This is a genomic window from Pantoea sp. ARC270, assembly GCF_003236725.1.
Lineage (GTDB): Bacteria > Pseudomonadota > Gammaproteobacteria > Enterobacterales > Enterobacteriaceae > Pantoea > Pantoea anthophila.
In genome coordinates this window covers 44,573-56,125 of the sequence record NZ_PUGA01000011.1, presented here as the reverse complement: position 1 = coordinate 56,125, position 11,553 = coordinate 44,573, and the positions used below count along the sequence as shown (strand labels likewise).

The following is an 11,553-nucleotide window of genomic DNA, read 5'->3' as shown; positions in this document are numbered from 1 at the left end:
CAAGGCGACTTTAGCCAGCTTGTGAAGTTTCTTTACATTTAACTTATTAATGTGTCGGACAAAGCAGCGGTTTGCTGAAAAAGTCAGCAGGGAGGCGACCTGCCGCCACATCAACCCCAGAGTTAAGCACAGAAAAAGGGGTGGCGCTATCAGGGGACACTATTTAGAATCGCCGCCATGAAAACAGAGAATCCGGGCGTACAATTTGTCGCCATCACGGCTGAAAATGCCGGACAACGCATTGATAACTTTTTGCGCACCCAACTCAAGGGTGTGCCAAAAAGCATGGTTTATCGCATCGTTCGCAAAGGCGAGGTGCGGGTGAATAAAAAGCGCGTCAAGCCCGAATATAAGCTGGAGGAGGGCGATGAGGTTCGCATTCCACCGGTGCGGGTCGCCGAACGCGATGACGAGGCCGTGTCACCGAAACTGGCAAAAGTAGCCTCACTGGCTGACGCCATTCTGTATGAAGATGAGGCGCTGCTGGTGATGAACAAGCCTTCCGGCACCGCCGTTCACGGAGGCAGCGGGTTGACCTTCGGCGTCATTGAAGGCCTGCGCGCACTCCGTCCCGAAGCACGCTTCCTGGAGCTGGTGCATCGCCTGGACCGTGACACCTCCGGTATTCTGCTGGTGGCGAAAAAGCGCTCGGCGCTGCGCTCCCTGCATGAGCAACTGCGCGAAAAAGGGATGCAGAAGGATTATCTGGCGCTGGTGCGCGGCAACTGGCCGTCACACCTGAAAGTGGTTCAGGCTCCGCTGCTGAAAAATATCCTGCAGAGCGGCGAACGCGTGGTGCGCGTCAGCAGCGAAGGCAAACCCTCTGAAACCCGCTTCAAAGTAGAAGAGCGGTTTGAGTTTGCCACGCTGGTGAAAGCCAGCCCGGTAACCGGTCGCACGCACCAGATTCGTGTGCATACGCTGCACGCCGGTCATCCTATCGCGTTTGACGATCGCTATGGCGAACGTGACTTTGACAGTCAGCTGGCGGCAACCGGCTTAAATCGCCTCTTCCTGCACGCGGTGGCCCTGACCTTTACCCATCCTGGCACGGGCGACGTGATGCGGGTGGAAGCGCCGCTGGACGAAGGCCTGAAGCAGTGTCTGCTCAGGTTACGTCAGCGTAAAGGGTGAGTGCTCCGGCATCACGCGGTTAAAGGATTGATGCCGGCCTGCTGTAGCATTGCATTGAGCGCAATCAGCGGCAGGCCGACCAGCGTGTTGGGGTCGCGCCCCTCCAGTCGATCAAACAGACAAATTCCCAGCCCCTCACTTTTAAAGCTGCCCGCACACTGAAACGGCTGCTCTTTCTCAACATAGCCGGTGATCTCTGCCTCGGTTAAGGTGCGGAAATGCACCACAAAAGGTTCACACGCCTGCAGCAGTGTGCCACTGGCGGGATGACAGAGTGCCAGGCCGGTATAAAATGTGATCGCTTTGCCGCTGGCGGCACGCAGTTGCGCCCGCGCCTTCTCTGCGGTGTGAGGCTTTCCGGTAATCACGCCATCCAGTACACAGACCTGGTCAGAGCCGATAATCCAGTGACTGGGGTAGGTTTCTGCCAGTGCCTGCGCTTTGGCTTTGGCAAGTCGCGTCACCAGCGCCTGCGCCGATTCATCCGGCAGCGGCGACTCATCTACTTCTGGCGCAGCCGTAATAAAAGGCAGCCCCAGCTTGCGCAGCAGCGCCTGTCGGAAGGGGGAGGTCGAAGCTAAAAGAATCGATGGCGTCATTTTTTTTCAATAGTAATAGCGAATTGGTGACAGTCATTTTAAACTGTGCGCCGCACTGGATGCGAATAGTGGTTGAAAGATGCTGTTTAACGGCCTTTTTCTTTGACTCTATGACATTACAAAGTTAATATGCGCGCCCTATGCAAAAGGTAAAATTACCCCTAACGCTGGACCCTGTCCGCACCGCTCAGAAGCGCCTTGATTATCAGGGTGTCTACACATCTGCACAGGTGGAGCGTGTGGCCGAGTCGGTCGTTAGTGTGGACAGTGATGTGGATTGTGCCATGTCGTTCGCGGTTGATAGCCAACGTCTGGCGGTACTGACGGGTACTGCTGAAGTTCAGGTGACGTTACGTTGTCAGCGCTGCAACCAGACCTTTCCCCATCACGTAAAAGTCAGTTTTTGTTTCAGTCCCGTCTCTTCTGAAGAGCAGGCCGAAGCATTGCCGGAAGCGTACGAGCCGGTCGATGTCAACGAATTTGGTGAGATCGATCTGCTGGCGGTTGTTGAGGATGAACTGATCCTCGCGCTGCCGGTCGTTCCGGTGCACGATTCTGAACACTGTGAAGTGTCCGAGGCGGACATGGTCTTTGGCAAACTGCCTGCAGAGGCGGAGAAACCAAATCCATTTGCCGTATTAGCCAGTTTAAAGCGTAAGTAATAGGAGTAAGGTCCATGGCCGTACAACAGAATAAACCCACCCGTTCTAAGCGTGGTATGCGTCGTTCGCACGATGCGCTGACCACTGCTGCTCTGTCAGTAGATAAAGTTTCTGGCGAAACTCATCTGCGTCACCACATCACTGCGGACGGTTACTACCGCGGTCGCAAGGTTATCGTTAAGTAAGTTTCTTGCTTAGCAAGGCGATACCTTGACACGTTTGACCCTGGCGATTGATGCCATGGGCGGGGACTTCGGTCCCTGCGTGACAGTGCCTGCAGCATTGCAGGCACTGGCCTCTCATTCGGAACTATTCCTTCTTCTTGTCGGACATCCCGACACTCTCATGCCATTGCTTGCCAAAGCGGATTCCTCCCTGATGGGGCGTTTGCAGGTTATCCCTGCCGAATCGGTTATTGCAAGTGATGCGCGGCCCGCTCAGGCCATCCGGAACAGTCGCGGCAGCTCAATGCGTGTGGCGCTGGAGATGGTGAAAGAGGGACGTGCCCAGGCCTGTATCAGCGCCGGTAATACCGGGGCTTTGATGGGGCTGTCGACACTCTTATTAAAACCGCTGGACGGCATTAAGCGTCCGGCGCTGATGTCCGTTTTGCCGCATCAGCAGCAGGGTAAAACGGTGGTACTCGATCTGGGCGCGAATGTGGACTCAGACAGTGCGATGCTGGTGCAGTTTGCCGTGATGGGTTCCGTGATGGCCGAGTATGTACTGGGGATTTCTCAGCCCCGTGTTGCATTGCTCAACATCGGTCATGAAGAGACCAAAGGGCTGGAAACGATCCGTGACGCCGCGGTTATGCTGCGAGAATCACCGCACATCAACTATATTGGTTACCTCGAAGGTAATGAGCTGCTGACCGGTAAAACCGATGTCATGGTCTGTGACGGTTTTGTCGGGAACGTCACGCTGAAGACGATGGAAGGCGTGGTAAGAATGTTTCTTTCTCTGCTGAAGTCCTCAGGGGAAGGCAAAAAACGGTCATGGTGGCTTCAGTTGCTGGGGCGCTGGGTTCAGAAACGTCTGGCAAAGCGCTTCGGGCATCTCAACCCCGACCAGTACAATGGCGCTTGTCTGTTAGGATTGCGCGGAACAGTGATCAAGAGTCACGGCGCAGCAACTCAACACGCCTTCGCCGTGGCGATAGAACAGGCAGAGCAGGCGGTGAGGCAGCAAATTCCCGAACGAATTGCTGCGCGCCTTGATGCTGTATTAGCCAGGAGTGACAAAGCCTAGATGTATACCAAAATTATCGGTACGGGCAGTTATCTGCCCAGCCAGATTCGCACCAATGCCGATCTGGAAAAAATGGTGGAGACGTCGGACGAGTGGATTGTTACCCGTACCGGCATCCGTGAGCGTCGCATTGCTGCACCTGACGAAACCGTCGCCACCATGGGATTCAGCGCCGCTCAGCGCGCGCTGGAAATGGCCGGCATTGAGGCGAACGACGTTGGGCTGATCATTGTCGCCACAACCTCTTCCAGCCATGCCTTCCCGAGCTCCGCCTGCATGATCCAGCAAATGCTGGAGATTAAAGACTGCGCGGCGTTTGACCTTGCGGCCGCCTGCGCCGGTTTCACCTATGCACTGAGCGTGGCCGATCAATACATCAAAAATGGCGCCGTAAAACATGCGCTGGTGATTGGTGCTGATGTGCTGGCGCGCGCGCTGGATCCGGAAGATCGCGGCACCATCATCCTGTTCGGTGATGGCGCGGGTGCGGTTGTGCTGGGCCAGAGCGAAGAGCAGGGGATCATCTCTACCCATCTGCACGCCGACGGTCGCTATTCGCAGCTGCTGACCCTGCCTTATCAGGATCGCGCGCATCAGGATCAGCCTGCCTATGTCACCATGGCGGGCAACGAAGTCTTTAAAGTCGCCGTAACCGAGCTGGCCCACATCGTTGACGAAACGCTGCAGGCCAATAATCTTGATCGTGAAATGCTGGACTGGCTGGTGCCGCATCAGGCTAACCTGCGCATCATCAGCGCCACCGCGAAAAAACTCGGCATGACCATGGATAAAGTGGTCGTCACACTGGATCGCCACGGCAACACCTCTGCCGCCTCGGTGCCAAGCGCACTGGACGAAGCGGTTCGTGATGGCCGTATCAAACCCGGACACCTTATTCTGCTGGAAGCCTTTGGTGGTGGATTCACCTGGGGTTCTGCGCTGGTTCGCTTTTGATTGACAGGAACGAAAGATGACGCAAATTGCATTTGTTTTTCCCGGTCAGGGTTCACAGACCGTGGGCATGCTGGCTGAATTAGCAGCCACTTATCCGCAGGTTGAAGAGACCTTCCGTGAAGCTTCTGACGCGCTGGGATACGATCTGTGGCAGTTAGTCAGCCAGGGTCCGGCTGAAGAGCTGAATAAAACCTGGCAGACTCAGCCAGCCCTGCTGGCCGCCTCCGTGGCTATCTATCGTGTCTGGCAGGCGCAGGGCGGCGAACAGCCCGTTCTGATGGCCGGTCACAGCCTGGGTGAGTACTCGGCACTGGTGTGTGCAGGCGTGCTCAACTTCGCTGACGCGGTGAAACTGGTTGAACTGCGCGGCAAACTGATGCAGGAAGCGGTCCCGGAAGGCACGGGCGCAATGCAGGCGATTATTGGCCTGGATGACGCCGCTATCCGTCAGGCCTGTGAAGAGAGTGCTCAGGGCCAGGTTGTTTCGCCGGTAAACTTCAACTCGCCAGGCCAGGTGGTCATTGCGGGTAACAAAGAAGCCGTTGAACGTGCAGGCGCGGCCTGTAAAGCCGCGGGTGCCAAGCGTGCCTTACCGCTGCCGGTCAGCGTGCCTTCCCACTGCGCACTGATGAAGCCTGCTGCCGACAAACTGGCGGTGGCGCTTGAAGGCATAACGTTTAATACGCCAGCGGTGCCGGTCATTAATAATGTCGATGTCAAAGCAGAATCCGACGCGTCGGCTATCCGCCATGCGCTGGTTCGTCAGCTTTACAGCCCGGTTCGCTGGACCGAGAGCGTGGAAGCGATGGCAGCACAGGGTGTGACACACCTGCTGGAGATGGGTCCGGGCAAAGTCCTGACCGGTCTGACCAAACGCATTGTCGATACCCTGACCGCTGCTGCCGTGAACGATACGGCTTCACTGAACGCTGCACTCGGAAAGGAATAAGAGGAAAATCATGAGCTTTGAAGGTAAAGTTGCGCTGGTTACCGGCGCGAGTCGCGGCATTGGTCGTGCGATTGCAGAAACCCTGGTGGCACGCGGTGCCAGAGTCGTCGGAACTGCAACCAGCCAGAGTGGCGCCGACGCCATCAGTGCTTACCTTGGCGACAAGGGCAAGGGCCTGTTACTGAATGTGACTGACGCTGACTCCATTAACAGCGTTTTAGAGAATATTCGCGCTGAATTTGGCGAAGTGGATATTTTAGTCAATAATGCAGGCATTACGCGTGACAATCTTCTCATGCGCATGAAGGACGATGAGTGGCAGGATATCCTGGATACTAACCTCACATCGGTATTCCGCCTTTCTAAGGCGGTTCTGCGTGCCATGATGAAAAAGCGCGTGGGCCGTATCATCACCATTGGTTCCGTTGTCGGCACCATGGGTAACGCGGGCCAGGCAAACTACGCAGCAGCAAAAGCGGGTTTGATTGGCTTTAGCAAATCACTGGCGCGCGAAATCGCGTCACGTGGCATTACCGTCAACGTCGTGGCTCCAGGCTTTATTGAGACTGACATGACGCGGGCACTGAACGAAGATCAACGTTCCGGTATTTTGGCGGAAGTGCCAGCGGGTCGCTTAGGCGAAGCGCAGGAAATCGCCAATGCTGTGGCATTTTTAGCCTCTGACGAAGCAGCCTACATCACAGGTGAAACGCTGCACGTCAATGGCGGAATGTACATGGTCTGATAAATCACGAAATCATTTGCATTATTTGCGGTTAAAACCGCAAAATAACGCAAAATCGTGGTTAGACCAGCCGGGATTTTGTTGCATCTTTTTCACCATTTTATACACTACGAAAACCATCGCGAAAGCGAGTTTTGATAGGAAATTAAATAGTATGAGCGATATCGAACAACGCGTTAAGAAAATCATCAGTGAGCAGCTGGGTGTGAAAGAGGAAGAAGTCACCAACTCTGCATCTTTCGTAGAAGACCTGGGTGCCGATTCTCTTGATACCGTTGAGCTGGTGATGGCTCTGGAAGAAGAGTTTGATACTGAGATTCCAGACGAAGAAGCTGAGAAAATCACTACCGTTCAGGCAGCGATCGACTACATCAATAGCCATAAAGGCTAATGAATATCTTCAGGCGGTCGCTCGACCGCCTGATTTTTTTGTTTGTCCCACATAGTTCCTATTTCCCCTCCCTGGAGGACGAACGTGTCTAAGCGTCGTGTAGTTGTGACTGGTCTTGGCATGTTGTCTCCTGTCGGCAATACCGTAGAGTCTACCTGGAGTGCTCTCCTTGCCGGTCAGAGCGGCATTACCCTGATCGACCATTTTGATACCAGTGCTTATGCAACGCGTTTTGCAGGTCTGGTAAGAGATTTTAATTGTGATGATTTCATCTCGCGCAAAGATCAGCGCAAGATGGACGAATTCATCCAATACGGCATCGTGGCTGGTATTCAGGCCATGCAGGACAGCGGTCTGGTTGTGACCGAGGAAAATGCAGGCCGTATGGGCGCAGCGATTGGCTCCGGCATCGGTGGCCTGGGTCTGATTGAAGAGAATCATACCTCCCTGGTCAACGGTGGCCCGCGCAAAATCAGTCCATTCTTTGTGCCTTCAACCATCGTTAACATGGTGGCGGGTCATCTCACCATCATGTATGGCCTGAAGGGTCCGAGCATCTCTATTGCGACAGCCTGTACTTCTGGCGTCCATAACATCGGTCATGCTGCACGTATCATCGCCTATAACGATGCTGACGTGATGCTGGCAGGTGGCACAGAGAAAGCCAGTACGCCATTGGGCGTGGGCGGTTTTGGTGCTGCACGTGCGCTCTCAACCCGTAACGACAACCCGCAGGCGGCAAGCCGTCCGTGGGATAAAGATCGTGACGGTTTTGTGCTGGGCGACGGTGCCGGTATCGTGGTGCTGGAAGAGTACGAACACGCGAAAAAACGCGGCGCGAAGATCTATGCAGAAATCGTCGGTTTCGGCATGAGCAGCGACGCTTACCACATGACATCACCACCGGAAAACGGTTCAGGTGCGGCGGCAGCGATGGTCAACGCGCTGCGTGACGCTCAGCTGGATCCGGCGCAGATTGGCTACGTTAACGCGCACGGCACGTCAACGCCGGCCGGTGACAAAGCGGAAGCGCAGGCAGTGAAATCCGTGTTTGGTGCGGCGGCACAGAGCGTGATGGTCAGCTCGACTAAGTCGATGACCGGTCACCTGCTGGGTGCGGCAGGCGCGGTGGAGGCGATCTACTCGATTCTGGCGCTGCGCGATCAGGCGATTCCACCGACCATCAACCTCGACAATCCGGATGAAGGCTGCGATCTCGACTTCGTGCCTCATACCGCACGTCAGGTTACCGGCCTGGAATACACGCTGTGTAACTCCTTTGGCTTTGGCGGAACCAACGGTTCGTTGATTTTCCGTAAAGTGTAATCGGTGTTGATGCGTAAAAAGGCCCGCGATGCGGGCCTTTTTTTATCCTGCAGAATGCGCTGAAATCACACGTCATCCCCGGGAGAGAACGATGTGGATTAACGGTATCAAACAATCAACGCTGGCAGCCAGCGACCGTGGCCTGCAGTTTGGCGACGGCTGCTTTACCACCGCGGCTGTGCGACAGGGTAACATTCTGCTGCTGAAGAACCACCTTCAGCGGCTCAGGCAGGGCTGCGAACGGTTATGGATCGGCGGCATTGACTGGCTTCAGCTTGAGGCTGAGATGAAACAGGCCGCGCAGGGGCAGGAGCAGGCCGTTCTGAAAGTGATTATCAGCGCCGGTAGCGGCGGACGCGGATACAGCCGGCAGGGCTGCGCCGAACCCACACGGATTGTTTCGCTCGCGCCCTGGCCGCACCATTACGCCACGTTGCAGCAGCGTGGTGTGTCTCTCAGCCTCAGTCCGGTTCGTCTGGCGCGTAATCCTCTGTTTGCCGGTATCAAACATCTTAATCGCCTGGAGCAGGTGCTGATCAGGGCTCATCTTGACCAGACAGACGCCGACGAGGCGCTGGTGCTTGACACTGAAGGTTGGGTGGTGGAATGCTGTGCGGCCAATTTATTCTGGCGTCACGGCACGCAGATTTACACCCCCGATCTGTCAGAATCGGGGGTGGATGGCATTATGCGGCGGAGTCTGATGGCACAACTCGCGGCGGCAGGTCAGGCTTGCCAGGTTATAAAAAGCGAACCGGCGCAGCTGCTGGACGCCGATGAAGTGGTGATATGTAATGCGCTGATGCCGGTTCTGCCGGTCCGACAGATAGAAGCGTCGCACTTTACTGAACGCTCGCTGTTTAATCAGTTGCTCGCAAGCTGTGAAAAGATAATGGATGCATCATGAGTCGAAGCAAAAAAATTCTCGCCGCTCTGCTGGCGATAGTGGGTCTCGCCGCGGTTGTCAGTTACTGGCAGGTTAAGCAATTTGCGGCCACCCCTTTAACACTGCATCAGGAAACGATCTACACGCTGCCTGCCGGTACGGGGCGGGTGGCGCTTGAAGCGCAGCTGGAAGAGCAGAAGATCATACCTGAGAGCATCTGGTTCGGTGCGCTGCTGAAGCTGGAGCCGGAACTGGCGACGTTTAAGGCGGGAACCTATCGCCTTGAGCCGACCATGACGGTGCGTTCGCTGTTACAGCTGCTGGCCAGCGGTAAAGAAGCCCAGTTCCCGTTGCGGTTTGTGGAAGGTCAGCGGCTGAAAGAGTGGCTGAGTGAACTGCGCAAGGCACCCTATATCCGGCATACCCTGAAAGACGATCAGTTTGCTACCGTTGCCAGCGCGCTTAAGGTGCCAGCGGATCAGCTGGAGGGCAACTTTTTTCCCGATACCTGGCTCTACACGGCGAACACCACCGATGTTTCGCTGCTGCAGCGTGCACATGAACGCATGAAAAAAACCATTGAGGAAGTGTGGCAGGGCCGGGCAGACAATCTGCCCTATAAAACGCCACAGGATCTGGTCACGATGGCCTCTATTATTGAAAAAGAGACCGCCGTCAGCGCCGAGCGTGCGCGGGTTGCGTCGGTCTTTATCAATCGTCTGCGTACGGGGATGCGCCTCCAGACCGATCCCACGGTGATCTATGGCATGGGCGACAGCTACACCGGTACGCTGACCCGCAAAGATCTGGAGACGGCCAGCAGTTACAATACCTATATGATTAATGGCCTGCCCCCTGGCCCGATCGCCATACCGGGCAAAGCCTCGCTGCAGGCAGCGGCCCATCCGGAAAAAACCAACTATCTCTACTTTGTGGCGGATGGCAAGGGCGGGCATACCTTTACCACAAATCTTGCCAGCCATAATAAGGCGGTGCAGGTCTACCGGCAGACGCTTAAGGAAAAAAATGGACAGTAAGTTTATCGTCATTGAAGGCCTGGAAGGCGCCGGAAAAACCACCGCGCGCGACGCTATCGTCGCCACGCTGCGCGCCCGGGGCATCACCGATCTGGTCTTTACCCGGGAGCCAGGCGGAACGCCGCTGGCGGAACAGCTGCGGGTGCTGGTCAAGCAGGGGATTGAGGGTGAACAGGTTACCGATAAAGCGGAACTGCTGATGCTCTACGCTGCTCGGGTTCAGCTGGTGGAAACCGTGATCAAACCGGCACTGGCGCGCGGGGCCTGGGTGATCGGCGATCGTCACGATCTCTCCTCTCAGGCTTATCAGGGGGGCGGACGGGGACTCGACAGCGATCTGATGCAGACGCTGCGCAGTGCGGTACTCGGCGACTTCCGTCCGGATCTGACGCTCTATCTGGATGTGACACCTGAGATCGGTCTGCAGCGTGCCCGGGCACGTGGTGAACTGGACCGCATTGAGCAGGAGTCGCTGCGCTTCTTCGAACGCACCCGTGCGCGCTACCTGGCGCTGGCAGCCGCGGATCCGGCCATCCTCACGATTGATGCCACACAGGCGCTGCCTGATGTGACGGCGTCACTTCAGGCAGCGCTGGATACGTGGCTGGCGGAGCAGGCGTGATGAACTGGTATCCGTGGCTGAACCAGCCTTATCGCCAGATCATCAGCCAGCATCAGGAGAATCGCGCTCACCATGCGCTGATGATCCACGCGATGACGGGCATGGGCGATGAGGCGCTGGTCTGGGGAATGAGCCGCTGGCTGATGTGTCAGCAGCCGGATGGCCTGAAAAGTTGCGGCCAGTGCCACGGTTGCCAGCTGATGCAGGCCAATACGCACCCGGACTGGTACCGGCTTGAGGCGGAGAAAGGTAAATCCACGCTGGGCATTGATGCAGTGCGGCAGGTGACAGAAAAAATGTACCACTTTGGTCAGCAGGGGGGGGCAAAAGTCGTCTGGCTGCCGGATGCGGCACAGCTTTCGGAAGCGGCGGCCAACGCCCTGCTGAAAACGCTGGAAGAGCCGCCCGCTAACAGCTGGTTCTTCCTCAGCAGCCGCGATCCGTCACGGCTGCTGGCAACGCTGCGCAGTCGCTGCATGACGCTGCACCTGACGCCACCGGATGAAGGGCAGAGCCTGCTCTGGCTGAAGAAGCACGCCTCACAGGATGAAGCGATGCTGCTGGCGGCGTTACGCCTGAGCGCGGGCGCGCCCGGTGCGGCGCTGAGCCTGCTGGACACCGGCCCGTGGCAGGCCAGACAGAAGCTCTGCGACGCACTGCCTGCGGCGTTGCAGCACGACATCCTGCAACTGCTGCCTGTGCTGAATGCAGACGATGCGGCAGCACGCATTGGCTGGCTGATTTCATTACTGCTGGACGCCATGAAATGGCAGCAGAATGCGGAGCAGTGGCTGAGCAACATCGATCGCCAGGATGTGGTGGCCTTACTGGCCAGCCACTTTTCAGCCAGCGCGCTCAACAACACGGCCCGGACCTGGATGCGCTGCCGTGAACAGCTACTGCATGTGGCGTCAGTCAACCGTGAATTATTGCTGACCGATCAGCTCCTGAGCTGGGCAGATAACCAGAAGCCCGCCCTGATCGGCTAAATCACTCT

General features: G+C 56.6%; 14 protein-coding genes. 13 read left to right on the top strand and 1 reads right to left on the bottom strand.

Annotation, left to right across the window (positions count from 1 at the left end; genetic code table 11):
* The first annotated feature begins 177 nt into the window (after positions 1 to 177).
* Positions 178 to 1,134, top strand: a complete 957-nt coding sequence (rluC, locus tag CKF42_RS07905) for a 23S rRNA pseudouridine(955/2504/2580) synthase RluC (protein ID WP_111207931.1) — start codon at positions 178 to 180, stop codon at positions 1,132 to 1,134.
* A gap of 11 nt (positions 1,135 to 1,145) precedes the next feature.
* Here the strand turns inward: rluC and CKF42_RS07900 are convergent, their stop codons facing one another.
* Positions 1,146 to 1,733, bottom strand: coding sequence for a nucleoside triphosphate pyrophosphatase (locus CKF42_RS07900; protein ID WP_111207930.1), 588 nt, complete (start codon positions 1,731 to 1,733; stop codon positions 1,146 to 1,148).
* Between the two features lie 140 nt (positions 1,734 to 1,873).
* Here CKF42_RS07900 and yceD point away from each other — a divergent pair, with 140 nt between their 5' ends.
* From yceD to holB, 12 genes are all read left to right on the top strand, one after another.
* Positions 1,874 to 2,395, top strand: a complete 522-nt coding sequence (yceD, locus tag CKF42_RS07895; protein ID WP_009090867.1) for a 23S rRNA accumulation protein YceD — start codon at positions 1,874 to 1,876, stop codon at positions 2,393 to 2,395.
* Between the two features lie 14 nt (positions 2,396 to 2,409).
* Positions 2,410 to 2,580 (top strand): 50S ribosomal protein L32, encoded by a 171-nt coding sequence (gene rpmF, locus CKF42_RS07890; protein ID WP_003849870.1) that lies wholly within the window; start codon positions 2,410 to 2,412, stop codon positions 2,578 to 2,580.
* Between the two features lie 25 nt (positions 2,581 to 2,605).
* Positions 2,606 to 3,646: a phosphate acyltransferase PlsX gene (gene plsX, locus CKF42_RS07885; RefSeq protein ID WP_111207929.1), complete on the top strand. Its 1,041-nt coding sequence runs from the start codon at positions 2,606 to 2,608 to the stop codon at positions 3,644 to 3,646.
* Entirely contained in the window at positions 3,647 to 4,600 is a 954-nt protein-coding gene (locus CKF42_RS07880) for a beta-ketoacyl-ACP synthase III (protein ID WP_111207928.1), read from the top strand.
* 16 nt (positions 4,601 to 4,616) lie between these two features.
* Positions 4,617 to 5,549, top strand: coding sequence for an ACP S-malonyltransferase (gene fabD, locus CKF42_RS07875; protein ID WP_009090863.1), 933 nt, complete (start codon positions 4,617 to 4,619; stop codon positions 5,547 to 5,549).
* A 10-nt stretch (positions 5,550 to 5,559) separates the two neighbouring features.
* Complete coding sequence (fabG, locus tag CKF42_RS07870; protein ID WP_009090862.1) at positions 5,560 to 6,294, top strand: 3-oxoacyl-ACP reductase FabG; 735 nt, start codon at positions 5,560 to 5,562, stop codon at positions 6,292 to 6,294.
* A 154-nt stretch (positions 6,295 to 6,448) separates the two neighbouring features.
* Positions 6,449 to 6,685 carry an acyl carrier protein gene (gene acpP / locus CKF42_RS07865; protein ID WP_003849865.1) on the top strand — a complete coding sequence of 79 codons (237 nt, stop codon included), beginning with the start codon at positions 6,449 to 6,451 and terminating at the stop codon, positions 6,683 to 6,685.
* Between the two features lie 84 nt (positions 6,686 to 6,769).
* Positions 6,770 to 8,011, top strand: a complete 1,242-nt coding sequence (gene fabF, locus CKF42_RS07860; protein WP_009090861.1) for a beta-ketoacyl-ACP synthase II — start codon at positions 6,770 to 6,772, stop codon at positions 8,009 to 8,011.
* Positions 8,012 to 8,102: 91 nt separating this feature from the next.
* A complete protein-coding gene (gene pabC, locus CKF42_RS07855) occupies positions 8,103 to 8,918 on the top strand; it encodes an aminodeoxychorismate lyase (RefSeq protein WP_111207927.1) in 816 nt (271 codons plus the stop codon).
* A complete protein-coding gene (gene mltG / locus CKF42_RS07850) occupies positions 8,915 to 9,934 on the top strand; it encodes an endolytic transglycosylase MltG (protein ID WP_058957497.1) in 1,020 nt (339 codons plus the stop codon). Before pabC ends, mltG begins: the two co-directional genes overlap by 4 nt.
* Positions 9,924 to 10,556, top strand: a complete 633-nt coding sequence (gene tmk, locus CKF42_RS07845; RefSeq protein WP_009090858.1) for a dTMP kinase — start codon at positions 9,924 to 9,926, stop codon at positions 10,554 to 10,556. The genes mltG and tmk overlap by 11 nt, the downstream gene beginning before the upstream one ends.
* Positions 10,556 to 11,545, top strand: coding sequence for a DNA polymerase III subunit delta' (gene holB, locus CKF42_RS07840; protein ID WP_111207926.1), 990 nt, complete (start codon positions 10,556 to 10,558; stop codon positions 11,543 to 11,545). The genes tmk and holB overlap by 1 nt, the downstream gene beginning before the upstream one ends.
* Positions 11,546 to 11,553 lie beyond the last annotated feature (8 nt).

Coding starts and splice junctions, on each gene's coding strand:
- rluC (WP_111207931.1), top strand. CDS start 178: ATGAAAACAGAGAATCCGGGCGTACAATTTGTCGCCATCACGGCTGAA.
- CKF42_RS07900 (WP_111207930.1), bottom strand. CDS start 1,733: ATGACGCCATCGATTCTTTTAGCTTCGACCTCCCCCTTCCGACAGGCG.
- yceD (WP_009090867.1), top strand. CDS start 1,874: ATGCAAAAGGTAAAATTACCCCTAACGCTGGACCCTGTCCGCACCGCT.
- rpmF (WP_003849870.1), top strand. CDS start 2,410: ATGGCCGTACAACAGAATAAACCCACCCGTTCTAAGCGTGGTATGCGT.
- CKF42_RS07880 (WP_111207928.1), top strand. CDS start 3,647: ATGTATACCAAAATTATCGGTACGGGCAGTTATCTGCCCAGCCAGATT.
- fabD (WP_009090863.1), top strand. CDS start 4,617: ATGACGCAAATTGCATTTGTTTTTCCCGGTCAGGGTTCACAGACCGTG.
- fabG (WP_009090862.1), top strand. CDS start 5,560: ATGAGCTTTGAAGGTAAAGTTGCGCTGGTTACCGGCGCGAGTCGCGGC.
- acpP (WP_003849865.1), top strand. CDS start 6,449: ATGAGCGATATCGAACAACGCGTTAAGAAAATCATCAGTGAGCAGCTG.
- pabC (WP_111207927.1), top strand. CDS start 8,103: ATGTGGATTAACGGTATCAAACAATCAACGCTGGCAGCCAGCGACCGT.
- mltG (WP_058957497.1), top strand. CDS start 8,915: ATGAGTCGAAGCAAAAAAATTCTCGCCGCTCTGCTGGCGATAGTGGGT.
- tmk (WP_009090858.1), top strand. CDS start 9,924: ATGGACAGTAAGTTTATCGTCATTGAAGGCCTGGAAGGCGCCGGAAAA.
- holB (WP_111207926.1), top strand. CDS start 10,556: ATGAACTGGTATCCGTGGCTGAACCAGCCTTATCGCCAGATCATCAGC.